General features: G+C 43.0%; 20 protein-coding genes and 1 pseudogene. 7 read left to right on the forward strand and 14 right to left on the reverse strand.

Features of this window, described 5'->3' with window-relative positions; translation table 11 throughout:
• The first annotated feature begins 43 nt into the window (after nt 1-43).
• The gene (locus ACM0OP_RS02740; protein ID WP_414526841.1) at nt 44-1,888 is read left to right on the forward strand and encodes an N-acetylmuramoyl-L-alanine amidase; all 1,845 of its coding nucleotides are present in this window, start codon (nt 44-46) and stop codon (nt 1,886-1,888) included.
• Between the two features lie 128 nt (nt 1,889-2,016).
• A complete protein-coding gene (locus tag ACM0OP_RS02745; RefSeq protein WP_414526842.1) occupies nt 2,017-3,771 on the forward strand; it encodes an N-acetylmuramoyl-L-alanine amidase in 1,755 nt (584 codons plus the stop codon).
• A gap of 168 nt (nt 3,772-3,939) precedes the next feature.
• On the opposite strand, the gene ACM0OP_RS02750 is transcribed toward ACM0OP_RS02745, so the two are convergent.
• The 6 genes and pseudogenes from ACM0OP_RS02750 to ACM0OP_RS02775 all read right to left on the reverse strand — a co-directional run.
• A complete protein-coding gene (locus ACM0OP_RS02750; protein ID WP_414526843.1) occupies nt 3,940-4,818 on the reverse strand; it encodes a transposase in 879 nt (292 codons plus the stop codon).
• Nucleotides 4,751-5,248: a transposase gene (locus ACM0OP_RS02755; RefSeq protein ID WP_414526844.1), complete on the reverse strand. Its 498-nt coding sequence runs from the start codon at nt 5,246-5,248 to the stop codon at nt 4,751-4,753. Before ACM0OP_RS02755 ends, ACM0OP_RS02750 begins: the two co-directional genes overlap by 68 nt.
• A 284-nt stretch (nt 5,249-5,532) precedes the next feature.
• Complete coding sequence (trpE, locus tag ACM0OP_RS02760; protein ID WP_414526845.1) at nt 5,533-7,047, reverse strand: anthranilate synthase component I; 1,515 nt, start codon at nt 7,045-7,047, stop codon at nt 5,533-5,535.
• A gap of 143 nt (nt 7,048-7,190) precedes the next feature.
• The gene (locus ACM0OP_RS02765) at nt 7,191-7,610 is read right to left on the reverse strand and encodes a photosystem I reaction center subunit II PsaD (RefSeq protein ID WP_414526846.1); all 420 of its coding nucleotides are present in this window, start codon (nt 7,608-7,610) and stop codon (nt 7,191-7,193) included.
• Between the two features lie 167 nt (nt 7,611-7,777).
• Nucleotides 7,778-9,802, reverse strand: coding sequence for a DICT sensory domain-containing protein (locus ACM0OP_RS02770; RefSeq protein WP_414526847.1), 2,025 nt, complete (start codon nt 9,800-9,802; stop codon nt 7,778-7,780).
• Between the two features lie 284 nt (nt 9,803-10,086).
• Nucleotides 10,087-10,227: pseudogene (locus ACM0OP_RS02775) on the reverse strand (RNA-guided endonuclease TnpB family protein); the annotation flags it as partial.
• A 727-nt stretch (nt 10,228-10,954) separates the two neighbouring features.
• On the opposite strand from ACM0OP_RS02775, the gene ACM0OP_RS02780 reads away from it, so the two are divergent.
• Both ACM0OP_RS02780 and ACM0OP_RS02785 read left to right on the forward strand, forming a co-directional pair.
• The gene (locus ACM0OP_RS02780; protein ID WP_414526848.1) at nt 10,955-13,180 is read left to right on the forward strand and encodes an amylo-alpha-1,6-glucosidase; all 2,226 of its coding nucleotides are present in this window, start codon (nt 10,955-10,957) and stop codon (nt 13,178-13,180) included.
• A 121-nt stretch (nt 13,181-13,301) separates the two neighbouring features.
• Nucleotides 13,302-13,790, forward strand: coding sequence for a DUF29 domain-containing protein (locus ACM0OP_RS02785; protein ID WP_414526849.1), 489 nt, complete (start codon nt 13,302-13,304; stop codon nt 13,788-13,790).
• A gap of 77 nt (nt 13,791-13,867) precedes the next feature.
• On the opposite strand, the gene ACM0OP_RS02790 is transcribed toward ACM0OP_RS02785, so the two are convergent.
• Both ACM0OP_RS02790 and ACM0OP_RS02795 read right to left on the reverse strand, forming a co-directional pair.
• Nucleotides 13,868-14,191, reverse strand: coding sequence for a DUF2973 domain-containing protein (locus tag ACM0OP_RS02790; RefSeq protein WP_414526850.1), 324 nt, complete (start codon nt 14,189-14,191; stop codon nt 13,868-13,870).
• Nucleotides 14,192-14,454: 263 nt separating this feature from the next.
• The gene (locus ACM0OP_RS02795; protein ID WP_414526851.1) at nt 14,455-14,772 is read right to left on the reverse strand and encodes a DUF2605 domain-containing protein; all 318 of its coding nucleotides are present in this window, start codon (nt 14,770-14,772) and stop codon (nt 14,455-14,457) included.
• Nucleotides 14,773-15,246: 474 nt separating this feature from the next.
• Here ACM0OP_RS02795 and thrS point away from each other — a divergent pair, with 474 nt between their 5' ends.
• Nucleotides 15,247-17,091: a threonine--tRNA ligase gene (thrS, locus tag ACM0OP_RS02800; protein ID WP_414526852.1), complete on the forward strand. Its 1,845-nt coding sequence runs from the start codon at nt 15,247-15,249 to the stop codon at nt 17,089-17,091.
• Nucleotides 17,092-17,416: 325 nt separating this feature from the next.
• Here the strand turns inward: thrS and ACM0OP_RS02805 are convergent, their stop codons facing one another.
• From ACM0OP_RS02805 to petB, 5 genes are all read right to left on the reverse strand, one after another.
• Nucleotides 17,417-17,794, reverse strand: coding sequence for a hypothetical protein (locus tag ACM0OP_RS02805; RefSeq protein WP_414526853.1), 378 nt, complete (start codon nt 17,792-17,794; stop codon nt 17,417-17,419).
• 104 nt (nt 17,795-17,898) lie between these two features.
• The gene (locus tag ACM0OP_RS02810; RefSeq protein ID WP_414526854.1) at nt 17,899-19,077 is read right to left on the reverse strand and encodes a glycosyltransferase; all 1,179 of its coding nucleotides are present in this window, start codon (nt 19,075-19,077) and stop codon (nt 17,899-17,901) included.
• Between the two features lie 53 nt (nt 19,078-19,130).
• Entirely contained in the window at nt 19,131-19,574 is a 444-nt protein-coding gene (locus ACM0OP_RS02815) for an ATP-binding protein (RefSeq protein ID WP_414526855.1), read from the reverse strand.
• Nucleotides 19,575-19,874: 300 nt separating this feature from the next.
• Nucleotides 19,875-20,357, reverse strand: a complete 483-nt coding sequence (gene petD, locus ACM0OP_RS02820; protein ID WP_414526856.1) for a cytochrome b6-f complex subunit IV — start codon at nt 20,355-20,357, stop codon at nt 19,875-19,877.
• Between the two features lie 296 nt (nt 20,358-20,653).
• Nucleotides 20,654-21,301: a cytochrome b6 gene (gene petB, locus ACM0OP_RS02825; protein WP_194002347.1), complete on the reverse strand. Its 648-nt coding sequence runs from the start codon at nt 21,299-21,301 to the stop codon at nt 20,654-20,656.
• 367 nt (nt 21,302-21,668) lie between these two features.
• On the opposite strand from petB, the gene ctpA reads away from it, so the two are divergent.
• Nucleotides 21,669-22,949: a carboxyl-terminal processing protease CtpA gene (ctpA, locus tag ACM0OP_RS02830; RefSeq protein WP_414526857.1), complete on the forward strand. Its 1,281-nt coding sequence runs from the start codon at nt 21,669-21,671 to the stop codon at nt 22,947-22,949.
• 100 nt (nt 22,950-23,049) lie between these two features.
• Here the strand turns inward: ctpA and ACM0OP_RS02835 are convergent, their stop codons facing one another.
• On the reverse strand, nt 23,050-23,730 hold the full coding sequence (locus tag ACM0OP_RS02835; protein ID WP_414526858.1) for an MBL fold metallo-hydrolase: 681 nt from the start codon (nt 23,728-23,730) through the stop codon (nt 23,050-23,052).
• Nucleotides 23,731-23,919: 189 nt separating this feature from the next.
• Between ACM0OP_RS02835 and ACM0OP_RS02840 the strand changes: the two genes are divergently transcribed.
• A complete protein-coding gene (locus ACM0OP_RS02840) occupies nt 23,920-25,392 on the forward strand; it encodes a site-2 protease family protein (protein ID WP_414526859.1) in 1,473 nt (490 codons plus the stop codon).
• The last annotated feature ends 165 nt before the right edge of the window (nt 25,393-25,557 follow it).

A 25,557-nucleotide genomic window follows, 5' to 3' on the forward strand; every position in this document is an offset into this window, starting at 1 on the left:
ATTGTGCCACAGTCTATGTGGTGAAATCTTTTGTACCGTTGTCGTGAAAAAACTTCTAGGATTAGTAATATTAGGGTTTATCGTTACCTCCTCTGTAATAGCATTGGCAGGACCATCACTTTTAGTGGTTTATCCGCAAAACAACCACCAAACAAGTTCAGAAAAAATCTTCTTGATTGGCACAGCGCCAGCAAATGGACAGGTTTTGATCAATGGTAAGACAATTAACCGCAGTCAAGCCGGCCATTTTGCTCCCAGTTTTCCCTTACAGTTAGGAGAAAATCTCTTTACTGTACGTCACCAAAATCAACAACTAAAAATTCAAGTTACAAGGCTGGCGACACAGCCTGAGTTACCCCAAGGTTTAGCCTTCGCCAAAGATTCTCTCATTCCAGCAGCCGACATTGCTAGACTACCAGGAGAATTAATTTGTTTTAGTGCGATCGCACCCCCTAACGCCAATGTATCTGTCAATCTGGCAAATAAAACTATTTCTCTTGCACCCCAACCTCAACAGGTAAGTCTACCCAGTAATTCAGCCGCACTCATAGGAAATAACCAACCTACTGCCCAGTCTATCCCAGGAAAGTATGAAGGTTGTTCCATACTTCAAGCATCTGAGTCTGATTCCGTAAATGTAATTGACGGTAAACAGATTTCGGGTGCTGCTGTCCCCAATAATCAACCAAATCTGGATTTGGGTACACCAGAATTTCAACTAACGCTAAATGGTCAAACCATAACTCAACCAGGAACCGGTAAAATTCAAATCCTCTCACCTGGAAACTTAGAAATTGCCGAGGTAGTAGCAGATGCAGGCGTAGCACGTACAGGCCCCAGCACCGATTTTTCCCGACTCACCCCACTACCCAAAGGCACACAAGCATCAATTACAGGTCGTGACAGTGAATGGTTGCGCCTAGACTATGGCGGTTGGATTAATAGTAAAGAGACTCGCGTTTTACCAGGTGCTATTCCGCCACGCACAACAATTCGGAGTGTGGGATATCGTCGGCTTCCTCATGCTACAGAAATAGTTTTCCCTCTACAAGTTCCTGTACCCCTGAGCGTGCAACAGAGCAATGATAGTTTCACTCTCACACTTTACAACACTACAGCCCAAACAGATACAATTCGTTTAGATGATGACCCATTAATTTCTCGTCTAGATTGGCAACAGGTGGCTCCAGGACAGGCAAAATACACCTTTAACCTCAAAAAATCTCAACAGTGGGGTTATAAGTTGAAATATGAAAATACTAGCCTGATTTTAACTTTGCCTCATGCCCCCACAATGGGCAGGGAAAGACAGAAACCCCTATCTGGGATAAAAATCTTACTCGATCCGGGACATGGCGGCGCAGAATCTGGTGCAGTTGGTCCGACTGGATATCCAGAAAAAGCCGTGAATTTAGTCGTGTCTAAGTTATTCCGTAATGAGTTGGTGAAATTAGGGGCGACAGTGGTGATGACTAGGGATACTGATGTGGCAGTTTCTTTAGGCGATCGCATGGCCATGATAGATCGAGAAGCACCAGCAATGGCATTTTCCATACATTACAACGCTTTACCCGACAGTGGTGATGCTGAGAATACCAAGGGAATTGGCACTTTTTGGTATCATCCCCAAGCTCATAGCCTAGCTATATTCATGCACAACTATTTAGTTAAACAACTCAATAGACCATCATATGGTGTTTTTTGGAATAATCTCGCCCTCACCCGTCCCCACGCTGCGCCATCAGTTTTATTGGAATTAGGTTTTATGATTAACCCCCAAGAATTTGAATGGTTGACCAATTCCCAAGAACAGCAAAAATTAGCCCAGACTTTAGCTAAGGGGGTTGTTGAGTGGGTTAAATCTAGTCAAACAAGAGGTAGCGTGTAGGTATGGGAGGTGCGGGGAGTGTCAGAAGTGTCGGAAGTGTGGGGAAAAATTGTTACTATCTAATACCCAATATCCAATACCCAGTCCCTAGTCCCCAGTCCCCATTCCCCAGTCCCCAGTCCCTACTCATGCGATATTTAGGATTAATTATTCTCGGTTGTTTTGTGACACCCAGCGTAGCTTGGGCGCAAGCAAACACTCTGAAAGTGGTGTATCCGCCAACTAATCACCAAACCAATACAGAGAAAATATTCCTCTTGGGGACTGCACCAAACAGGGGAGAAGTTAGGATTAATAATCAAGTAATTCAACGCAGTAAATCTGGACATTTCGCCCCTAGCTTTCCCCTAAATGTAGGAGAAAATCTCTTTACTATCAGTTACGACAATCAACAAATTCAGATCCAGGTAAATAGAGTTGATCCTCAACCAGAAATTCCCCCAGGATTAGCCTTTGTCCAAAATTCCCTAACTCCCCAAGTTGATATTTCTCGACTACCAGGAGAAGAGATTTGTTTGAGTGCAATAGCTACTCCCAATGCTAATTTAAAGGTAAAATTGGGAGAGCAAACTGTTAACTTATCACCGCAAACAGAACAAGTATCTCTGCCTAATAATTCATTTATATATATAGATAAAAATCAACCCATCACTCAAGTTATCCCAGGTAAATATCAGGGATGTACAAGATTGGGAAGATTAACAAATGCAGAACAACCGGAATTTCAATTAACTCTCAATGGCGAAACTATCACTCAAGTCAGTCCCGGTAAAATTCATACCCTTTCACCGACTAAACTCCCTGTAGTGGAAGTCATAGCTGAGGCTGGTGTGGCGCGGACTGGCCCCAGTACCACTGATTCCCGCTTAACGCCCTTACCCAAAGGTGTGAGAGCATCTGTGACAGCTAAAGAAGGTGATTGGTTGCGTTTAGACTATGGGGCTTGGATTCATAGTCAAGAAACTCGCAGGATTCCAGGCGCAATTCCGCCACGGTCAATGATTCGCAGTATCCTATCACGGCAATTACCCACAGCCACAGAAATAGTCTTTCCTCTGCAAGTTCCTGTACCTATAACTGTAGAACAGGGCGATCGCACTTTTACCCTGACTTTACATAACACCACAGCCCAAACAGACACAATTCGCCTAGATGATGACCCCTTAATTTCTCGTCTGGATTGGCAGCAAATCGCACCTGGAACTGTGCAGTATACTTTTAACCTCAAAACAGACCAACAATGGGGATATAACCTGGAATACCGAAATACAACTTTGGTTTTGACTTTGCGTCATCCTCCAGCTATTTCCCGCAAACCACAACCTTTATCTGGGGTAGAGATTCTCTTGAATGCTGGACACGGTGGGGAAGAATTGGGTGCAGTAGGACCAACGGGTGATTTAGCTAAAGATTTAAATTTAGTGGTGACAAAACTGTTACGGGATGAATTGCGGCGACTAGGTGCAAATGTGGAGATGACTAGGGAAGATGATCGGGATTTGTCTTTGGTGTCACGTCAGAATATGATCGATCGCAAACAACCTGCGATCGCCCTAACTTTTCATTATCGATTTTTAGCTGATGATGGTGATGCAGAAAATACCAAGGGAGTCAGTAGTTATTGGTATCATCCCCAAGCCCACAGTTTAGCTGTGTTGCTGCAAAATCGGTTAGTGCAGAACTTAGGTAGGTCGTCTTTTGGGGTGTATTGGAATAATTTAGCGTTGACACGTCCCCATTCTGCACCATCGGTTTTATTGGAATTGGGTTTTATGAGTAACCCTGATGATTTCGACTTGGCGATGGATTCTCAGGAACAGAGGAAGTTAGCGCAGGTTTTGGCTGAGGGAATTGTTCAGTGGTTTAATATAGCTGGGGAGTAGGGTAAAAGCAGAATAATTAAACGCAGATGGACGCAGATAAACGCAGATAATTTTTTACTTTAGAGGTTAGAGGATGTTTTAAAACTGGAGTTTAGACTAAGCGACAGAAAACGACCCAGCAGCGCTGAGTTGAAAAGAAACAGACTTTAGAGATGAAAATCTACAATCCTAAGCAGATTCTGGTTTATTTTTGCGGGGCTTAGTTGTAGTCTTTTTGACTATGGGATAGCGAATTCTACGTTGGCGTGGTTGTCCGGTCTTCCAACCTGGAGACTTTCCACGAGGTTTGGGTGAACGGGCAGGAGTACCAATCACCGCAAAAATGCTCCCCATCGCCTGGGCAACCCTTCCAGGGGTCATTTTGTCTAATGACTTCTGCCAAGGGAGAGGATTGTCAGTAACGATATCACGTGCCAACCACAATTCCCAAGTCATCAGAGGCATGAGGTCACTCCAACGGTCACATTGCTTGGGGGTACTGAGCTTGGGCAATGTCCAGTGTAGGCGGTGCTTCAAAAAACGATACCAATGTTCAACAGTAAAACGCCGCAAGTACAGTTGCCAAACTTTTTCTAAGGTCGGCATTTGTTCCCCAACCCAAGCCAACCACAAAGGTTTTGATACTCTCAAGTTGCTTTGCTCATCTAGACGTTCAACCCTGATGAGAGACATGGGGCGTGTAGCAGTTTTACGGAAGTGTAAATTTGACCATAACCTCACCTTGACTCTTCCTAGCTTGGGATGGTTCACTTCTAAACTATGAGTGACTTCGCTCCATGTAGAGGATTCATTCAGCTTGAATTTGTCACCGTGCTTCCTGGGTCTTCCCTTTCCAGAATACGGTGGCGGTGCATTCCACAAACAAAGATTTGAACGCAACCGGACAAGAATGTCTGCTTTGATGTTGGCCGTCTTCAACAGGAAAGGGGCGCAGCCATACTCACTGTCCCAAACCGAAATTGGTCTAGTTGGTAAATTTTTACACACTTGTTGTAGTTGCCAAGTTGCCTTCTGTATTGGATTTTCCCAACTGGAAAGAGCGCTCATGTCTCAAGGGTAACGCCCAACTCCCCGAATCTTCTGGTATCCAAGCAATGGTGCTATATCCGTGACCAACGGTAATTGGTTTGTTTCCCCCTACTGTGACACTGCTATGTTCAATTGTCCTTTCCTGTAGGGTTACTGCATCCGGGCGCGACCAGGCCGTATGGTCACCTACTAACAACAGACGTTCCTGCGTTGGCACTTGTTTGATGTATAACTGCATCAGCTTTTGTCGCTGTGGTCTGCTATCTTGTAATGCCTCATAAATACTTGGCCACTTGCGTCTAAATACTGGTGATAGCGATAAATCTGCCAAGCTGTAGGCGTTACGAGTCAGCAATATTGCATCCGTTAGTTCAAAAGTTACATCATGCGCTCTACCTAAATGGTTGTACGCGGCTTGACGGAAGTCTTTTAGTTTGGCACATTTCATATTGGCAGATGAGAGTTGGTTGTTCTGCTCTCAGTTTCTGCTAATAGGGGGACTGTGTTCAATCACACCCCTTATTTTTTCCTTTGAATCCGGCTATTTAGTCTAAACTCCAGTTAAAAGTTTTAGGCGAATATAATTCGCTACTACACAGGCCAAATCCACCTGCGTGGACTAATGAAAAATCAAGGTTTCTAACCCGCGCAGGCGGGTTTAGTTTGTGTAGCCGCGACTTCTAGTCGCCAGGGCTAGTAATAATCGATACTTTACAAACATCCTCTTAGCACCTATTGCAAACAACGAATTGCGATTAACAGCCCTCGCGCTTTATTTAAAGTTTCTTCATATTCCTTCTCTGGTTCAGAATCAGCCACTAAACCTGCACCAGCTTGGACAGTTACTGTATTATTCTGCAATACCATTGTGCGAATTGCGATCGCACTATTTAATTGACCTTCAAAATCATAATAACCATAGACACCAGAATAAACACCCCGGCGACTGGGTTCTAACTCATTGATAATTTCCATCGCCCGAATTTTCGGCGCACCACTCACCGTCCCCGCAGGGAAACAAGCCTTGAGTAAATCCCAAGCTGTTTTATTTGGTGATAATTTACCCACCACATTACTGACAATGTGCATGACATGGGAATAACGCTCAACGATCATTAATTCGTCAACTTTGACGCTACCACTTTCACAAACCCGCCCCAAATCATTCCGCCCTAAATCTACTAGCATGACGTGTTCTGCTGTTTCTTTGGGGTCTTGAAGTAAATCTTCTGCAAAGGCTGCATCCTCTTTGGTGGTTTTACCCCGTGGACGTGTCCCCGCTATGGGGCGGACTGTAGCTAAGACTCCACCATCGCTATCACGTTCAGCTTTAACCATGACTTCCGGACTAGAACCGATGATTTGCCAATCTTGGAAGTTAAAGAAGGCCATGTAAGGGGAAGGATTTATCTGGCGCAGGGAGCGATAAAGGGCGAAGGGGTCCCCTGTGTATTTTGTAGCTAATTGTTGAGAAATGACTACTTGGAAAATATCGCCAGCTTTAATATATTCTTTGGCTTTTTCTACACTGGCGCAAAATTCTGGACGGGTGAAGTTGCTGGTATATTCCTCTAGACCCCCACTATTCTGCGTTCCTGGGGGAGTCCATTCTAAAATAGTTTTTTGTGGTGAAACTGGCAGAGATAATTTACACAGTATCTGGGTGACGCGATCGCACGCTTGTTCATAAGCCTGTTGCAAATCTACATTCGGGTCACGTAAATCAGCATAGGCGATCGCCCAAATTTTTCGCTTCACTTGGTCAAAAATTAACAAATGATCCACCTGCATCCATAACCCGTCAGGGATATTACGCTCATCTGGTGGATGAATTGGCACACGTGGCTCAATCCAACGAATCAATTCATAGCCCCAAAAGCCAAACAGCCCTCCAATTCCCGGCGGTAGTTGGGGTAAAGTCACTGGTTTATAGGGTTCCAGACATTCCGCTAAAGCTGTAAACGGGTCCCCTGCAAAGACAACCTGAGAACCATCTCGATGGGTTTGAGTGGTAGTGTCACCCTTGGCGGACAAAATCCACAGAGGATTGCAACCCAGCAAGCTATAACGTCCGATTTTTTCCCCCCCTTCCACTGATTCCAGCAAAAAACTATAAGGCTGACCAGCACAAACTTTGTACCAAGCAGAAACAGGGGTATCGAGGTCTGCTACCCATTCTTGATATACCGGGACAAAATTACCTTGTTTAGCTAGCTGAGAAAAATCAGAGAAATCGGGAAACATCATAAATGGATTGAGGGAATTGGATCGGGGATTAGGGATTGGGTATGAAGGATCGGGTATTGAGTCTTAGGTATCCAGAAAAAACTCTTTCCCAGTCCCCAGTCCCAGTCCCCAGTCCCCAGTCCCCAGTCCCCAATACCTAGTGTTTAAGCGTCGTGGGTAGCTTTACCACTGAACTTAAGTTTAGCGGGACTGGGATTTTCCCCAATGCTGCGAGGTACAAAACGTACTTTTTCACGTCCTGCGTTGACTTTTTCTGGGAAGACACCATCAGCCGGGTGAATGCAAGTGGTTTCTCCAGAGGGTAAAATCCGGTAAATTTTGTAGTCGGTGATTTTGAATTTCCGGAGTTGACCGCCCAAGGCAATACCATATTCTTTACGAGCTATGTATAGCAGGTTTTCGCCTTGGAGCATAGTGGACGAACCACCTGTAGGCATTTCAAAAACTTGCTCTTTGGGGCTTGTCCAAGTGATCGCGTACTTTTCCTCTTCTTTCGCTTTGGTTAGCAAGCCGCCTGTGCTACCACCAAACAGGGGTGTTTGTCCAGAAAGTTTTTCTGCCATAAAGGTTTATCTCTCTCAACGTTTTTAGGGCATCGTAACACTGCCAACCTGATCTTATGGCGATCGCGTCATAGACTGTAACAGTTTTTGGTGATTGGGGACTGGGAACTGGGGACTGGGGACTAGGAAAGTAACAATCTTCCCCCACACCCTGCTCTCCTACTTCACTACCTTTTCCCCCCTGCACCCTGCACCCTACCCCCCTGCTTCTTCTCCTCTTGGCTCATCTGAGCGATGGGAATCGTGAAATGAAACTGACTACCTTGGTCTTTACCATTTGATTCTGCCCAAATTTCCCCACCCCAGCCAGTGACAATTTGACGACTAATTGCTAATCCTAAACCCGTCCCGCCAGTGGTACGCCGCAGCGCCCCTTCTTCTTGATAAAAGCGGTCAAACACTATTTCTAAGCGATTGGGTTCAATACCACGTCCAGTATCAGCCACAGTCACCTCCACCATCTGATAGCTGTTTTGGGTGGCTGTAATTGTAATCTTGCCTTCAGGTAATGTAAATTTACAAGCGTTATCCATCAGTTTGGCGATTACCTCCACTAGCCAATCACCATCAGCTCTCACCAAAGGTAGATTTTCATTAATATCCGTTTCAATGTGGGGCGGTTTTTCCATCGCCGAACGGGTGCGAAGTCGGCTGAGGGCTAAATCTATGCACTCTTGCAACGTCAGGGATTCTGGATGCCATTGTACCCTGCCGCTTTCTAGGTTAGAAAGGGTGAGGAAATCTTGCACCAGTTTTCGCATTCGTTCTGAGTCAGAAAGTGCCGTACTCAGCATGACTTGCTGTAACTCTAAGGGCATATCGGGTTCCGTAGCCAGACTTTCTAAGCACACCTGAATTGTGGATAGGGGGGTGCGAAGTTCGTGTCCGGTAATGGCGATTAAATTACTACGGGTGCGGTCTAAGGCTTCTAGTTGTTGATTTAGCTCTTCTAGGTTGGCGTAAGCTTCTGCTTGAATTAAAGCTGCACCGATTTGAGTGGCGATCGCCTTCACCAAGTCTAACTCTCCCACTTGCCACTCATTTGGGGGAAGACTGCAATAATGTAATTCTACAATGCCTAACAAGCGACCTTGAAATAACACTGGTTCAATTAACCAAGAGCGAATCGCAAATTTTGACGCAATTGCGGATAGTTTCTGAGAATTTGTTACACGAATATCACTCAGGGTATCCGCGACACAAACACCCTCGCCCTTTTCTACTACTTCTTGGAATAAAGCATTTTCCCCTAACTGCCAAGTTTGCCCACAAATAGATAAAATATTTGGAACCAAAAACTCATGTTTAATATCAGCCTCACCATCTGTCCCTTGGGCGCGGTAAATTAAACAGCGACTAGCTCCTAAGTGTTCTCCTAGTTCTTCTGCGGCCACTTGTAGCACTTCGTGGGGGTCAAGTGATCGCCGAATTGCCGTACTAATAGAGTTGACTAAACGTTCTTTTCGTGCTTGAGCTGTGATTGAACGATAGGCTTTATGCAATTTGTACTGACTCGCTTGCAGATAAGTTACCAAGCGCTGCACAAAAGGGTCAGTGTCGATATCACAAGCAAATTCAGCCATTGATTTTACTGGCTCATTTTTGGTTTCCCCGATCCCAAACCTCTGGCGCGCTACTTTAATTTTTTCTGCCAAATCCGGTCTGTAAACCAAAATTCTGTCCAATAGCAAATCAGCCGCTTTCAGGCTAACGCCCCTTTCTGATGTCCAAATACCCTCAAACCTACGCGCAGTATCCATATCTAGACCAGGGGCGAACTCTGGTAACTGCTGGTTTTTGGCAATAGAACCCAGAGACTCTCGACACACCAAGCAAGTAGCATAGTTATCAGCAACTACCACCAAATGCCACTCTTGACTTAAGGCATCTTCTGGCTCAAAGGCTACCTTTTCGTAATATTCCGAATCATTGGCAAAATCTGTCTCTGGTGCAGATAAAACGTATATTTGATTACTACGGTTAGCTAAACGCTGATAGCGATGAGCTTCTTGGCGATAGTATCGCTCTCGTTGGAAGCTAGCAATTATCAAAGGCTGCTCTAAAGTCGCAGCCAAAACCTGATCTTCCATCGCATGGGAGAGGGCTGTTAGTGAAGCCTTGAAATATAGCTGGGGTCGCAGGTAGGTTATCGACTGTAGCAGATCACTCAGCACGGAAGACGAAATGCTCATGAATATCGTTAAGGAAAAGCCCAATCACAAAAAAAGATTCAGTTCATAGCTGCATTGTACAAATTACAACGAACTCTCAAGTGCAGCAGATAGTGAGATTCTGTTAAGAATCTTGAACAACACTGTTCACGAATGTAGTGACAGGTTTGGCAAAATTTCCAAGATTACACCAGCAAAAATTGTATATTCATCGGTCTTCACCTCCTACATAAAAATGTTTTCCTAAATTTGTCTCGATACTTATTTTGACACTCCCCGGCGTGAACACACGGGGATTCTTGGATCTAAGACATAACTTGCTCATGCAGGTTTTTACCAACAAGAGTAGAGGTTTTATCTCCCCAAGCGTTGCTTGCGTCTAGCGCAAAGGTTCCGGTATGCCCTACGGTACCCAATCCTCGACTAAGGATGATTCTAGCCGCGTTGTAAGTTTTTTTGTTATCTTTGCTGGCATTATCAGGTTGAAAATTGTAGCCTACTAAGCTCAATATACATTTAATGGGCAGCTATCATATCAGCCTGAGCCGCAATCTATTTACCTAAGATTACCCCTCAAAGCCAAATCAGTCAGTTGAAATTTCTCTTGAACGGCAATTAAGTCATCTTTAAATACATATTTAGAGACTGACATAAAAATTACTAAAAGGCTTATTTAAGGTTCGCATAGCGTGGGCGAAGGGCATATCTTTTTTACTAAGCAAAGGGACAATTAAACATATTTTTGAAATGATTGATCTGGTCAAATCAAATAATTATAATTATTGTTTAGTTATAATTAGCCTTAAGTATTTTTTGGCACTAAAAATATTTTATAGCATACCAAGCATTTAGAAAAAAATTACATGGTTGTTGGCTAAAAATCTCTATACATCTATCCGCAGAAACAACTTTAGCATCTTGGCTAAGTATTCCCTTTCCATCAGGACTGAGAAGGATCAGAATCAGTTTAATTAGCTGAAAACCAGGTTTTTTCAGCCTTGACTTTAAATATAGAAAATATAATCTTATAAAGATTTCTAATTAATTTTCGCCGTAATTATCCCACCAAAATATCTAAATTTTCACCAGTATTTAAAGGCTGGAAACCTCTCCCAGAAAGACTTTAACCTGTTGGTTTCGTTCACACACACCTGGAACAAGGAACTTTTGCTCATGACACCAGATACACTAACAACCCTGGAAACCATTTCTTTGGATGGCAAAACTTTTACTCCCGCAGCACAATTACCTATACCAGAGTGGCCTAGTGTGGTGAGCGAAAGACCACAACCAACTCTCACGGTAAAAGATGATGATTTATTTTTGGTGACAGATACAATGGGGAACATTTCTGGCTGTTCCCTGGAAGATGGTAATCCTAACGTGGGACTCTTTTGCGCTGACACCAGATTTCTCAATCGTTTAGAGTTGCAAATTGCTGGGCGATCGCCTATTCTCTTGAGCAGTACAGCTGAGAAAGGCTTTTCAGTTTCTGTACTCTGCACTAACCCCAATATTGACCAACACCTCAAAGCTGAAACCGTCGGTATTCGCCGAGAAATTGTGTTGAATGGGGCGCTATTTGAAGAAATTGAAATATCCAATTACAGCACTACAAATGTCAGCTTTGAATTGAGTATCAGCTTTGATGCAGATTTTGCCGATTTATTTGAAGTGCGTGGTGCAGAGAGAGAAAAACGGGGTAAAGTCTTACGCTCACTAGAATCAATATCCACAGAGTCTTTAACCTTAGCCTATCAAGGTTTAGATGGGTTATTTATGGAATCCCGGATACAATTCCAATATCATCAACCAGACTATTTCCAAGGTTATACAGCTATTTGGCGGTTGGATTTAGCTTCCCACGAAACCAGAAAGCTGGGTTACAGAGTCAATATGTTAACCAACAATCAGCCCAGTTCCACAGTCAGCGCCGCCCTCACGTTAGTACAAGCTAAAGCAGCTGAGTTGATGGAAGAGCAAGAATGGATGCAACAAATTACACAGATTAGATCAGATAAAAGCATCTTTAATCGTGTGATTGAGCGAGCTGAAAAGGATATGTATTTGTTACGTCAGTCTTTTGGTAAGTATAAGACTGTTTCGGCTGGTGTACCTTGGTTTTCAGCTTTATTTGGGCGGGATTCCCTAATTACAGCCTCTCAAACCCTGATGTTAAATCCTCAAATTGCTAAAGAAACCCTGATGATACTCGCCTCATATCAAGGTAAAACTGAGGATAATTGGCGCGAAGAAGAACCAGGGAAAATTTTACACGAGTTACGTTTTGGAGAAATGGCGCGTTGTCAAGAAATTCCCCACACACCATACTACGGCACAGTTGATGCCACTCCTCTATGGTTGATGTTGTATGCTGAATACTACGCTTGGACTCACGATCAAGAAACCCTAGATAAACTTTGGCCGAATGCTTTAGCAGCAATGGAATGGATTGATCGTCATCTCCAACAAAGTGGCTATTTGACCTACTACCGGAAATCTCCCAGGGGTTTAACTAATCAAGGATGGAAAGATTCTGGTGATTGTATTGTCAACCATCAGGGTGAGTTAGCAGAGGGTCCGATTGCTTTGAGTGAGGTACAAGCTTATGTTTACGCAGCTAAAATTCAGGTAGCAGAAATCGCTAAGATGAAAAAGCGACTGGATTTAGCAGAACGTTGGTTAGATGAAGCTAGACATCTCCAGGTACGTTTTAATCAAGATTTTTGGCTGAAAGACCAAGATTTCTGCGCCTTGGCTTTAGATGGCGATGGTCAACCAGTGGAAAGTATTACATCTAATCCCGGTCACTGTTTAAATTTAGGGATTTTTACACCAGAAAAAGCCTACAGTGTGGCGGAACGGTTGCGCGCGCCAGATATGTTTAATGGCTGGGGTATTCGGACTCTCAGCAGTTTGTCACCAGCTTATAATCCTATGGGTTATCATATTGGCTCAGTTTGGCCTCATGATAATTCTCTGATTGCAATGGGGTTGCGATCGCTCGGTCTGATTGATCAAGCTTTAGAAGTATTCCAAGGTTTGTTTGATATGACCAGTCAGCAGCCATATCAACGTCCCCCAGAGCTTTTCTGCGGTTACGAACGCAATGGTGATCATGCACCCGTTCGGTATCCAGTAGCTTGTACTCCCCAAGCTTGGGCGACTGGGACTATATTTCAATTGCTGCAAATGGTAGTTAATTTAGTCCCCGACGCGCAAAATAATTGCTTACGAATTATTGATCCGACTTTGCCAGAATCAATTAATTCTCTGTCATTACATAATTTAAAGGTCGGTGGTACTATCCTCGATTTGGAGTTCGAGCGTTCTGGTAGCACTACCGCTTGTCGTGTGGTGAAAAAACGGGGTAATCTCCGGGTGGTGATTGAAGCTTAACCAGGAGATTTTATGGGGGTTTATAACTAAACCCCTATTTTGATGATCTCACGCAGAGGCGCAGAGGCGCAGAGAGTAAGAATTGAGAATTTCTTAAGAAGAGTAGGAGTAGAGCTAGTTTATGGTGACACCAATAATACAACCAGCCACTCAAAGTTTATATGACCAAGATTATTATCTGTGGCTGAGAACGACTATCAACCAAATTCGCACGGGACAGTTTTCTGCGGTTGATTTGGATAATTTGCTGGAAGAGTTAGAAGGTATGGGTAGACGTGAGAAGCGCACAATTAAGAGTTTATTGATTAAGCTTCTGGAGCATCTACTAAAACTTAAGTGTTGGGATACCGAAAGAGAACGTAATCAAGGACATTGGAAAGGGGAGATTAGGATATTCCGCAGACAGATAAAAGATGAGCTTAAAGATAGTCCTAGTTTAAAACCTTATATCTTAGAAATATTTGATGAATGTTATCAAGAAGCCAGAAAAGAAGCAAGCGATCGCACTCAACTAATTATTGATATATTTCCCCTGATTCCCATTGGTTCTTTAGAACAAATCTTAGATGAAAACTGGTTTCCCCAATACATTGATCATGTTCAGGAATAGTTACAGTAGTTGTAGGGGTTCATTTTTAAACCCCCAATGCTACAAATACTAAATTATCACCTGAAGGAATTAACTGTTTAGTAACCTTCTTCCTGACGGTCTATTTTTTGTCCTGGAGAAGATTCATAAAGAGCGTCTAACTGTTGACGAGCATCTTCAACGTTAACTGAACGCATGACTAACAAAGGTTCTTTAATTAAATTACCTGCGTTGTCTAATAATTCTGGGTGGGGAATAAATTGTTTTCTGGAAGAGAGATAACCTTGATTATCTGTTGATGAATATTTACCTGGATAAGGACGCTCTCGATCAAAACTAAACATAATCAAATTGCGGATTAAGTTAGCCACTGCTATCAACGCCAAAATTGTAAAAGCCAGAATGTAAAGTAGGTGTAACATTGGGGTTTTCCTCCAAGAGCAGCAAGTTTTAAATCTTTATGCGGTAACTTTTTGCTTCGCCTTTGTTTTTATCTGGGGCGAAGATAAATATCTAACGCACGCCTCGTGCGCCTATACTTGTATGAAAAAATTTGTTAATCGTTATTTACATTAAAGTAGCATGGGATACATTTTTTGTTAATAAAATTAATATTAAGGATTTTGTATTTGTATCTTGAATGCGACTTCTATGCTGTGCTGTTTTTTGATACAGCAGTCCCCTCTCACACTTCTCTTGTTTGACGTAAGTGCATGGACACATTCCAGCATTCTGTTACCAATCTGTGCCAAGGCATTAAGGTATTCATATCAATGCCAACTTGTCCATCGGTTGCGCTAAATAGCATCTTTGCTGCCTTTAGTTCTTCTTGCGCCTGCTGTAACCGCAAAAGTAAATTAGATTGCTCTTCGTGACTCATAAATGAGAGTTGCTCGGTTTCTAACAATTCACGCGATCGCGCAAACCAATAATTAAAATCCTCCAGCAGAGGTTCTAATACCGTTTTCAGCATCTCAGTCCCTGGTAAACTCGAGTCCTGCATAAATAAAAAGTATATTTCTAACTGCTTGAATAATATTAACATTTTTTACAAAAATTAACATTTTTCTTACTCCATCCTCAGACAGGTTTTGCCAAAATTGGCGATCAGGAGGCCAAAAATAAGCTAAAATTATTATTCCCGCTAGGTCTATCAAAAATTAAGCATGAATCAAACAGTATCACCCTTGATTGGGGATTAACCTGAGAATTTTGAACTAAAACCGCATAAATGCTGAGTTGTTTCCTCATTCCTCAACCCTGAATTGCCGATGTTTATGAGAAAAGGGTAAATTAAAGAAAAATATTTTAGTCAAACTGGCAGTAATTAAAGTGCGTTTATATTTGAAGGCGTAGGGGTGAGTGATGTATGCTTCTTGAGTATTAAGTGCTAAGTAAAAAATACTCTTCTCTAGTCTCTGGGTAGATTTTTCAGAGTTTTAACTACTAAAATTATCTTTTTGCAATCACTTCGCTAATGGTTCAGCACCCGATGTCACCAAATTCAACTCTCAGTCCATCAGAACAACCGGAAAAAATATATTTACCGCGTACCAGCGAATCGGAGACATTAAAGAAGATTCGTCACACAGCTTCCCACGTAATGGCAATGGCGGTACAAAAGCTGTTTCCTAAAGCGCAAGTTACAATCGGTCCCTGGATTGAAAACGGTTTTTACTACGACTTCGATAGTCCCGAACCATTTAGCGAAAATGATTTGAAAGCCATCAAGAAAGAGATGGTAAAAATTATTAATCGCAAATTACCAGTTCTGCGGGAAGAAGTCAGCCGCGAAGAAGCCGAAAAAAGAATCTCAGAAATTCAGGAACCTTACAAACTGGAAATCCTGGGAGATATTAAACAAGAACCCATCACAATTTACCATTTGGGGAACGAATGGTGGGATTTGTGCGCCGGTCCTCATGTAGAAAACATTAGCCAATTAAACCCCAAAGCGATTGAATTAGAAAGTGTGGCTGGGGCTTATTGGCGTGGGGATGAAACCAAGGCACAGTTACAACGCATCTATGCGACTGCGTGGGAAAGTCCAGAACAACTGGCTGAGTATAAACGGCGTAAAGAAGAAGCGCTACGAAGAGACCACCGTAAACTCGGTAAGGAACTGGGATTATTTATATTTTCCGAACAAGTGGGGCCGGGTTTACCTTTGTGGACTCCTAAAGGTACTTTGTTGCGGACTATTTTAGAAGACTTCCTCAAAAAAGAACAGATCAAACGTGGCTACCAGCAGGTTGTCACTCCTCACATTGGTAGAGTTGATTTATTCAAAACTTCTGGACATTGGCAGAAATATAAAGATGACCTTTTCCCAATGATGGCAGAGAATGAGGAAGCTGCGGCACATGAACAGGGCTTTGTCCTGAAAGCGATGAATTGCCCTTTTCATATCCAAATTTATAAGAGTGAGTTACGCTCTTACCGGGAATTACCCATCAGATTGGCAGAATTTGGTACTGTTTACCGTTATGAACAATCTGGGGAACTGGGTGGTTTAACGCGAGTCAGGGGTTTCACTCAAGATGATGCTCATATTTTTGTGACTCCAGAGCAGTTGGATAGCGAATTTATCAAGGTGGTTGATCTGATATTGTCAGTAATTAAAACTCTGCAACTGGGGAATTTCAAAGCCCGACTTAGTTTCCGCGATCCAGCCAGTGATAAATATATCGGTTCGGATCAAGCTTGGAATCAAGCGGAAAATGCTATTCGTCGAGCAGTTGAAACTTTAGGGATGGATCATTTTGAAGGGATAGGAGAAGCAGCTTTCTATGGGCCAAAACTAGACTTCATTGTGAGTGACGCTTTAGAACGGGAATGGCAATTAGGAACTGTTCAGGTAGATTACAACTTACCAGAACGCTTTGATTTGGAATATGTGGCTGAAGATGGTTCCCGCCAACGTCCAGTAATGATTCACCGTGCGCCGTTTGGTTCTCTAGAACGGCTGATTGGGATTTTGATTGAAGAGTATGCCGGTGATTTTCCTTTATGGTTAGCACCTGTGCAAGCGAGATTGTTACCAGTGGGTGAAGCGCAGCTAGATTTTGCTAAGGATGTCGCCGCGAAAATGGTAGCTGAGGGTATTCGGGCTGAAGTTGATACCAGTGGCGATCGCCTGGGTAAACTTATCCGCAATGCTGAGAAGCAAAAAATACCAGTCATGGCGGTAATCGGAGCTAAAGAAGTTGAATCCAACAGCTTGAGTATTCGTACCCGTGCTTCTGGGGAGTTGGGAGCTATTTCTGTGGATGAGGTGGTGGATAAGATGAAGAGTGCGATCGCTAACTTCGAGAACTTTTAACCATCAATAGGCTAGTACAGCACGGCGGAAATAAATCAAAAGCCTATAGAACAAGCCTTTTGAGTTCCGCCTTGTGGCCTAGTCTAACCACGACTGCAAATCAAGGATACAAAGTAAAGAGGGTTTCAGTGGTCACTGAGCTTGGCGAAGTGAGAGTTATTGCGTAAGTCCTAATAGATTATGAAGGGTTATTAAACAGCACTAAATACTCTAACAATTACGCACTTTTCCTCACTTTCTTTGACAATCCGCGAATCAGATCACGCACGACATCGGTATAAATATAAGGAATTGTTAACAGCGTGATTATACTGTTGCTAAAATGTCAACTTTTATCTTCCAGTGACTTTGTTGGTACTTCAATTGCTGTAACATCAATGGTTCCGTCTGGTGTGAAGCGCTGAAAATTACCTTGTTTCACTGATAGTGACTCTCCGCAATTGGGACACTGTAACTGAGTATTATTTAAGCCTGTAAATTCATAATTACATACAGGACACTGATCAGTAACTAAATTACGTTGTAGCCACCAGCGAAACCCAAAGAAGGCAACAACGGGTGCAAATAATACCAAACCAAAGATAATTAATATTGAATTTACCAACCACCCTAAGCCTACTGATGCTAGCAACCAGAAAACTGCCAACATAGTCAGCCAAGGGCGCAGATTTTCCAGACTCAATTGCAAAAATTTTAGGCTCATTTTTAAAATTATTTTCTCGCTCTTTCTCTAGGATAACTAGTTTAATTACGAGTCAAAAGCCTATAGTCAACTACTACAAGTCAAGAAATATTAATTAGTTAGAACTATGGACTAATCACCGAGGGGAACAGCAATTCATGTAAACGCTGTTGCAAGGCTTCTATGCCAAAAAGGGCGATCGCCTGTGATCTTAACCATTCTCCTTGACAACGTTGATCGTTACCTTGCAGGATTTCAATACAAGCTGTGGCCACCGCCTCTGAATCCCGGTGGGGTACTCGCCATCCTAGTTTACCATCTTGTAAGGGGTCAGCCGAGCCATCATCATTTCCCGATAGCACGGGGACACCGCAGCTCATAGCTTCTAAATAGACAATGCCAAAGCCTTCTTGAGAGGGCATAATATAGGCATCAGCCAGGCGATAGTGTGCCATTAACTCTGCTGTGGGAATAAAACCCGCAAACACCACGCGATCGCTCACCCCTAAATCTGCTGCTAACTGCGCTAATCGTGGTTGGTCATCGCCGCGACCAATTACCAAATATTTGACTTGTGGGAAAACTTCAGCGATTTGGGGTAGGGCGCGAATTGTCACATCTACACCTTTGTAAATATCTCCTGACCACAGTCGCGCCACGGTCATTAATACTTTAGTCCCACTTAACCCATATTTTTCTACTAGTTCTGGCTGTTTAGCACCGGGAGTAAATTGATTCCTGTCAATGGCACAAGGTAGCATCTTGACTTTTTGCACATCTAGACCATTGGCAACACAAGCGCGATCGCGGCTATAACGGCTAATTGTCCAAATAGCATCTGCTGAAGCCAGAGCTTCTCTTTCACTGTTTTTCAAAGGTTCCCAAACTTCTTTACCATAAGTCAGGACTGTGTAGGGAATACCCAACGGCTGACAAATACTTTTAATTAATACCGCTAGTTTAATATGACCACAAAAAACGTGCTGGGGGCGTTTTTGCAAAATCAACTTTAGTAAAGCCCCGGACATTTTGAGCCTCCCCCACTGAGGCCACTGAGTTTGAAAATAATTAAATCTTAAATTATCTGACTCGAAAGGATTTGAGCAGTCAACACTATCTCGCAATAAAAATATTTCGGCTGTGCATTCAGCCGTCAACCCTGCATAAGCACGCAAAATATCTTTAACATAAGATTGTATCCCGCCTTCTTGAGCAAAAATCTCTAAGAACACAAAGACATGATTGATTTGTTTGTTAACTTTCCCAGGTGAAGTGACTTTGGCTGTCACCGAATTAATCGGCATTTAAATTTAAGTAAATTAAGGTCAAAATAACTGACAGTTGTGTTTCTGTGATTTTACTTGGAATCTTCTCTGGCGTATTTGAGAATGCGGAGACAATTTCTTCCATCTGTACTGCGTTCATACACAACATGGTCAGCCAATCTTCGCAGCAGAAACCATCCATATCCCCCTACTTGTAGAGTCCCTGGCTGTGGCTCTGCGATCGCATCCGGATTAAAGGGTTTTCCCTGATCCCAAATTTTCATTTCCAGTCTGTCAATCCACAAACTAACTTCAATCTCTATAGTTGTTTCTGGAGGTAAAGCACCATGAGCGTGACGAACTGCATTAGTAAAACCCTCCGCCAATGCTAAGTTGAGGCGATAAAGTTGACTTTCTGACCAGCCAAATTGAGATAAATATTCTAGAGAAAATTGCTCAAACCATTGTTGTACGTAGTTTAGGAGCTTTAGTTCGCTCTTCACCGCCAGATGGTCGTGCTGCACTATGCTAAGCATTGACCTTGACTTGCAATATAAGTTTTGTAAAAAATGCCTATATTTGTGGCTTAAGAATGAATTTTAAATTGGGAATTTATTTTCCATCCCCAACTAAATACCCACTTGCTCATATTTTCTGCTAAAACTGATGCCTGTAGGTTTCAAAATTATATCTGCCAGAACTATGAGCAAGTTAGCAACCAAATTTAAGTGGTAATTGCTCTAGTATTTTTTAGCACGTAACATTTTTATAGTCAACGGCTAAATTGGGTAGATACTCTTGAAACTACAGGCATCAAAGGCTAGTTACTGCCTAATTTAGAACAATCCCAATGTCAAGGATTTATCCAATGGTAAAGCAGCACCAATACCTAACCATAGGGTAACAAGTGTACCAAAAAGAAACACTGTGGTCGCTACTGGACGACGGAAAGGATTTTGAAACTTATTCACATTTTCCAGGAAGGGAACCAGAATTAATCCCAGAGGCACAGCAGCCATTGCTAGGACTCCCAAAAGTTTGTTAGGAAGCGATCGCAAAATCTGGAATACAGGATACAAGTACCACTCTGGTAAAATTTCCAAAGGTGTAGCGAAAGGATTTGCTGGTTCACCTGTCATTGCCGGATCTAGAACAGCTAGAGCCACAATACAAGCAAAGGAGCCCATAATCACAATGGGGAATACATACAACAAATCATTAGGCCAAGCGGGTTCACCATAGTAGTTGTGACCCATACCCTTGGCGAGTTTAGCTCTTAACTGAGGATCACTCAGATCGGGTTTTTTTTGCGTTGACATATTTTAATGCGCTCTCCTGCTCAAATTCAGTTAAAGCATTTGCCAAAGCCATCAGCTATCAGGAACCCCTTTACAGGACGGCGTGAATAGTACAACTATCTCAAATCATTTTTGACTTTTGATTTTTGACTTTCGCCTTGCGGGGGGGTCTTTAGCTTTCGACTCCCAATACAAATCTTTATTCTTATTGTCACTTATGAGTTATTAATTGCTGATTTCTCATAAGTTTAAAACAAACATTTGCATCTGGGAACCAAAAGCTGTCACCTTTTTACATTTTGGCTTCATTATTGAAATTACAAAGGGCCAGAAATACCTTGTTTGCGGATCATCAAGAAGTGGAACAGCATGAATACTGCAATTAACCAAGGTAGAACAAAAGTGTGAGCGCTGTAATAGCGAGTCAGTGTGGCTTGACCAACACTAGAACCACCGCGTAACATATCAGAGATAAAAACGCCAACTACCGGAATTGCTTCTGGTACGCCGCTCACAATTTTTACAGCCCAGTAACCAACTTGGTCCCAAGGTAGGGAGTAGCCAGTCACACCGAAAGAAACGGTGATTACAGCCAGAATTACACCACTTACCCAAGTCAATTCACGGGGTTTTTTGAACCCACCTGTGAGGTACACCCGGAAAGTGTGCAGAATCATCATTAACACCATCATGCTGGCGGACCAACGATGAATGGAGCGAATTAACCAACCAAAGCTGACATCATTCATGATGTACTCTACCGAAGAATAAGCTTCAGCCACTGTGGGCTTGTAGTAGAAGGTCATCGCAAATCCAGTAGCAAACTGAATCAGGAAGCAAACTAGGGTAATTCCGCCCAAGCAATAAAAGATATTTACATGGGGAGGGACATACTTGCTAGTTACATCCTCCGCGAGCGCTTCAATCTCTAAGCGCTCCTCAAACCAGTCGTAAACGTTGGCCATACAATCTCAAGTTCCTAAAAATCGGTTGCGGTTGATCAATCTCCCAATTAACAATCTTGGGATTTTCACAAAGGGGAGTTTTTTCGTTTGCCTTTCAGCCTTCAGAATGATAAGACTTTTCAGAAACTTAACACTCTGTAAATATGGAATATATTGCGTTCTCTTGGCAAGACAACAGCAAAATGCTGGACACCAAGTAGATTTTATCGTTTGCTGAGTGGAATGCAGCTCATCAGTTCTTTGCAACAACTTGATGAGAGGAATGCATGACTTCTATAAAAAAAGTAACATAATTGAGATATACATTTCATCAACAATCAGCTAACCAAGCATTTTTAAGCATTTTGGGAGCAAGTGGAATTTGAAAATGGGGTTCATGCAAAAACAGGTTTTTCGGCTAGGATTTTCACTACTATTGGCTTTTGGGTTGGTTCTGGGCGCTTTTATCCCACCAGCTACAGCGTTAACAGATGACCAAAAATTAGTTTCCGAAGTTTGGCGAATTGTCAACCGCACTTATTTAGATGACACATTTAATCATCAAAATTGGTCGCAGGCGAGGCAAAAAGCTCTAGAGAAACCGTTAAAAGATCATGAAGCAGCCTATGCAGCAATTCAGAAAATGCTCAAAACTCTGGGTGATCCTTTTACCCGGTTTTTAGACCCGGAGCAGTACCGCAGTTTGCAGGTGAATACTTCTGGTGAACTGACTGGGGTGGGGTTGCAAATTGCCCTGAATCCAGAAACAGGACAGTTGGAAGTAGTTACGCCGATTATCGACTCACCAGCAGATATGGCTGGGATTAAACCCCGCGATCGCATTTTGAAAATTGAAGGCATAGTCACAGATAATTTAACTCTGGATGAAGCCGCCGCCAGAATGCGCGGGCCTGCTGGTACTGCCGTGACACTTGTGATTGCACGAGAGGGTATAGAGGAAAAAGAATTTAGAATAGTGCGCGATCGCATTGAGCTTAATCCTGTGATAGCAGACCTCCGTCTTTCTCCTCAAGGCACACCCATTGGCTACTTACGCCTGACTCAATTTAATGCTAACGCCTCTATGGAATTAGCACACGCCATTTCTAGTCTAGAGAAAAAAGGCGCAGCTGCCTATATTTTAGATTTACGCAATAATCCCGGTGGGTTATTACAATCAGGAATTGAAATTGCCCGTCAGTGGTTAAATTCCGGTACCATCGTCTATACCGTCAATCGCCAAGGTATTCAGGGCAGTTTTGAATCCTTTGGTCCAGCCTTGACCGACGATCCTCTGGTAATTTTAGTCAATGAAGGAACCGCCAGCGCCAGTGAGATTCTCGCCGGTGCGCTACAAGACAACGGGCGTGCTACCTTGGTGGGCGAAACTACCTTTGGTAAAGGCTTAATTCAGTCTCTATTTGAATTATCCGATGGTTCTGGTTTAGCCGTAACCATTGCTAAGTACGAAACCCCTTCACATCGGGATATTAACAAATTAGGCATTAACCCCGATCAAGTTATTCCCCAAGGCTCAATGACCCGCACAGAGATTGCTACAGAGGCGGATATGCAATATCAAGCAGCGCTGGAATTATTGCAGACCAATCCTGTATTGGCGGGAGTAGAAGAGGCAGGGGTGCAGGGAGCAGGGAGCAGGGGGGAGTAGGGAGTAGGGAGTCTGGGGAGTCTGGGGAGTGTGGGAGTAGGGGGGAAATTTTGACTTCCAATAACTATGGTTACAAGCCCCCACAGATTCCAACTACGAATTACGTTAGCGAAGCTCCTCTGAAAGAGGCATTACGAATTACAAGCCGTTGGTAGGCATTATCTATGACTCGTTTACCTCGGAGGAAACCTGTGTTAGCACCAGGACAAATATACTGGAGTGTTTCTGGTGTGAAACGCTCTCGGAGTAATTCCACACTTTTAATTTGTCTGGGCCAGTGAAAGGTTTTGGTAGTGCAAAACGCTATTGGCTCTCCTTCTGGGCTGGGTACTAAATGACGACCAGAAAATAACACACCTCCCAAATGATTGTAGTAAAGGCAAGAGGAACCGGGAGAATGTCCACTTGTCCAGATAACTTGCGCGGTGGAATTAAGTTTAAATTCCTGGCGAAAGGTGGTGACAGTTAATCCTGGTAATAAATAGGCTTCTTGCTCTTGAATCAGGACTTCGCAACTTAAGGCTTGCTGAAGTTGTGCTGTTTTCCCAATCGCACCCCGGTGAGTGAGAAATAACCAACGTACCCCGCCATGCGATCGCAAAAACTCAAGATTACTGGGGTCATTAGCCGGGGAATCTATCAGGATATTGCCTTCGTTTCCTACAATGAAATAAGAGGTTCCCCCTAATGTGTCCCGATTTGGTGGAAAGGCAAAGATGGTATCTAACACCGGACGAGGTTGTTTAGCTGTCTGACTTGGCTGTTGAGGTAAGGGACACATGAGCAAAAACCGAAAGTGAGGAGTGGTAAAAATTAGGTGACAGAATTAAACTTCTTAATAGTTAACACTTAGGAATCAATTAAATCTGTTAACTGTTATCAATAAATTGGGGTTTAGATTCTGTCTAGTATTGCAGGTCGTGATACCAAAACACTAGTGAGACATTTTGGCCAAATTACTGAAGAGCAAATGACATTTTTGTTTCTCCTCCTACTGGGAATAGCTACTTATTTAATTGTGCAGCGCACTGTCGCTGAGATCACTCGGACACCAGTTTGGTTACTGTGGCTGGTGTTAATGACTCCAGCGTTAATCTTGGGCGGATGGACTTTGATGTACGGGACAGAACAACCTCCGCCATCACCACTGATTATTTGGCCATCAATTATCTGTCTTCTGTTATACTGGCTATTGTTTCAATGGGGACGTAGCACCCCAAGAGATACACAAAATCAACCCCAAGCTATTGCATCACAATCGGTTATCCATCCTACCGCAGAACCAGTACCAGTGCGTCCCATTGAACCAACGGAAGAAACCCAACTGAGAAATTGTTTTCCCTGGTCTGTTTACTACATCCACAACATTGAGTACAGACCCCAGGCTGTGATCTGTCGGGGTCAGATCAGAACAACACCTACTCAGGCTTATCAAAAGATTAAGGCGAATATTGAAGCTGAATTTGGCGATCGCTTTCTCGTGATTTTTCAAGAAGGTTTTAATGGTAAACCTTTCTTTGTCCTTGTACCAAATACTCAAGCAGCAAAAAGTACCAGAGAGCAAGAACAAATCACACGTCCAGGACTAGCTTTATTTTTGCTACTGGCTACTTTAGTGACTACAACTTTAGTCGGCGCGCAAATGGCCGGGTTTAAACCGGAAGAATTAGCATCTAACCCCAGCATTTTGTGGCAAGGATTACCCTATGCTTTAGGGCTAATGACTATTTTGGGCATCCATGAACTTGGTCATTATTTGACAGCCCGATACTACAAAATTCGGGCGACGTTGCCTTATTTTATCCCTCTACCCGTATTTTTAGGCACTTTCGGCGCATTTATTCAAATGCGTAGTCCGATTCCTCACCGCAAAGCCTTATTTGACTTGAGTATTGCTGGGCCATTAGCAGGTTTTGTGATCACTTTACCCTTGCTGATTTGGGGTTTGGTTAATTCTGAAATAGTTCCTCTCAATGAAGAAGCAGGATTGTTAAACAGAGAAGCTCTTAATCCCAAATCGTCCATTCTATTAGCATTTATATCTAAATTAGCACTAGGGAGCGAGTTAACCTCAACATCAGCCATTAACCTGCATCCCATAGCCATAGCAGGTTTTTTGGGGCTAATTGTCACCGCGTTAAATTTGATGCCAGTGGGACAACTAGACGGGGGCCACATTGTTCATGCGATGTTTGGGCAGAAAAGCGCTTTAGTAATTGGTCAAGTCTCCCGGTTACTACTGTTACTGCTTTCCCTGGTGCAGCAAGCATTTTTACCCTGGGCAATTATCTTATTATTTATCCCCTTGATTGATGAACCTGCTTTGAATGATGTCACGGAACTGGATAATAAACGAGATATTTTAGGATTAATGGCAATGGCATTGTTGATTATTATTGTCCTACCACTACCCCAGGCGATCGCTAACTTGTTGCAAATTTAACTCTAATTTTGGTTGAGGGGGAGTAACTTTCAACTAATCTTCTCTCCCTAGTTTCTCAAATCTGACTGAAGCAAGCAGGGGTGCAAGAGGGAAAAGCAAAAACTCGAAAATTACTTTCCCCTGTATAGAAAGCAATCTGGTCACAAGTCCCCGAATTTATTTTCT

It is taken from the genome of Nodularia chucula CCY0103, from assembly GCF_963923915.1.
Taxonomy (GTDB): Bacteria; Cyanobacteriota; Cyanobacteriia; order Cyanobacteriales; family Nostocaceae; genus Nodularia; species Nodularia chucula.

What these genes read in the sequence shown, in the direction of transcription:
- ACM0OP_RS02745 (WP_414526842.1), top strand. Translation starts at nt 2,017, where the DNA reads ATGCGATATTTAGGATTAATTATTCTCGGTTGTTTTGTGACACCCAGC.
- ACM0OP_RS02750 (WP_414526843.1), bottom strand. Translation starts at nt 4,818, where the DNA reads ATGAGCGCTCTTTCCAGTTGGGAAAATCCAATACAGAAGGCAACTTGG.
- ACM0OP_RS02755 (WP_414526844.1), bottom strand. Translation starts at nt 5,248, where the DNA reads ATGAAATGTGCCAAACTAAAAGACTTCCGTCAAGCCGCGTACAACCAT.
- trpE (WP_414526845.1), bottom strand. Translation starts at nt 7,047, where the DNA reads ATGATGTTTCCCGATTTCTCTGATTTTTCTCAGCTAGCTAAACAAGGT.
- ACM0OP_RS02765 (WP_414526846.1), bottom strand. Translation starts at nt 7,610, where the DNA reads ATGGCAGAAAAACTTTCTGGACAAACACCCCTGTTTGGTGGTAGCACA.
- ACM0OP_RS02770 (WP_414526847.1), bottom strand. Translation starts at nt 9,802, where the DNA reads ATGAGCATTTCGTCTTCCGTGCTGAGTGATCTGCTACAGTCGATAACC.
- ACM0OP_RS02780 (WP_414526848.1), top strand. Translation starts at nt 10,955, where the DNA reads ATGACACCAGATACACTAACAACCCTGGAAACCATTTCTTTGGATGGC.
- ACM0OP_RS02785 (WP_414526849.1), top strand. Translation starts at nt 13,302, where the DNA reads ATGGTGACACCAATAATACAACCAGCCACTCAAAGTTTATATGACCAA.
- ACM0OP_RS02790 (WP_414526850.1), bottom strand. Translation starts at nt 14,191, where the DNA reads ATGTTACACCTACTTTACATTCTGGCTTTTACAATTTTGGCGTTGATA.
- ACM0OP_RS02795 (WP_414526851.1), bottom strand. Translation starts at nt 14,772, where the DNA reads ATGCAGGACTCGAGTTTACCAGGGACTGAGATGCTGAAAACGGTATTA.
- thrS (WP_414526852.1), top strand. Translation starts at nt 15,247, where the DNA reads ATGGTTCAGCACCCGATGTCACCAAATTCAACTCTCAGTCCATCAGAA.
- ACM0OP_RS02805 (WP_414526853.1), bottom strand. Translation starts at nt 17,794, where the DNA reads ATGAGCCTAAAATTTTTGCAATTGAGTCTGGAAAATCTGCGCCCTTGG.
- ACM0OP_RS02810 (WP_414526854.1), bottom strand. Translation starts at nt 19,077, where the DNA reads ATGCCGATTAATTCGGTGACAGCCAAAGTCACTTCACCTGGGAAAGTT.
- ACM0OP_RS02815 (WP_414526855.1), bottom strand. Translation starts at nt 19,574, where the DNA reads ATGCTTAGCATAGTGCAGCACGACCATCTGGCGGTGAAGAGCGAACTA.
- petD (WP_414526856.1), bottom strand. Translation starts at nt 20,357, where the DNA reads ATGTCAACGCAAAAAAAACCCGATCTGAGTGATCCTCAGTTAAGAGCT.
- petB (WP_194002347.1), bottom strand. Translation starts at nt 21,301, where the DNA reads ATGGCCAACGTTTACGACTGGTTTGAGGAGCGCTTAGAGATTGAAGCG.
- ctpA (WP_414526857.1), top strand. Translation starts at nt 21,669, where the DNA reads ATGGGGTTCATGCAAAAACAGGTTTTTCGGCTAGGATTTTCACTACTA.
- ACM0OP_RS02835 (WP_414526858.1), bottom strand. Translation starts at nt 23,730, where the DNA reads ATGTGTCCCTTACCTCAACAGCCAAGTCAGACAGCTAAACAACCTCGT.
- ACM0OP_RS02840 (WP_414526859.1), top strand. Translation starts at nt 23,920, where the DNA reads ATGACATTTTTGTTTCTCCTCCTACTGGGAATAGCTACTTATTTAATT.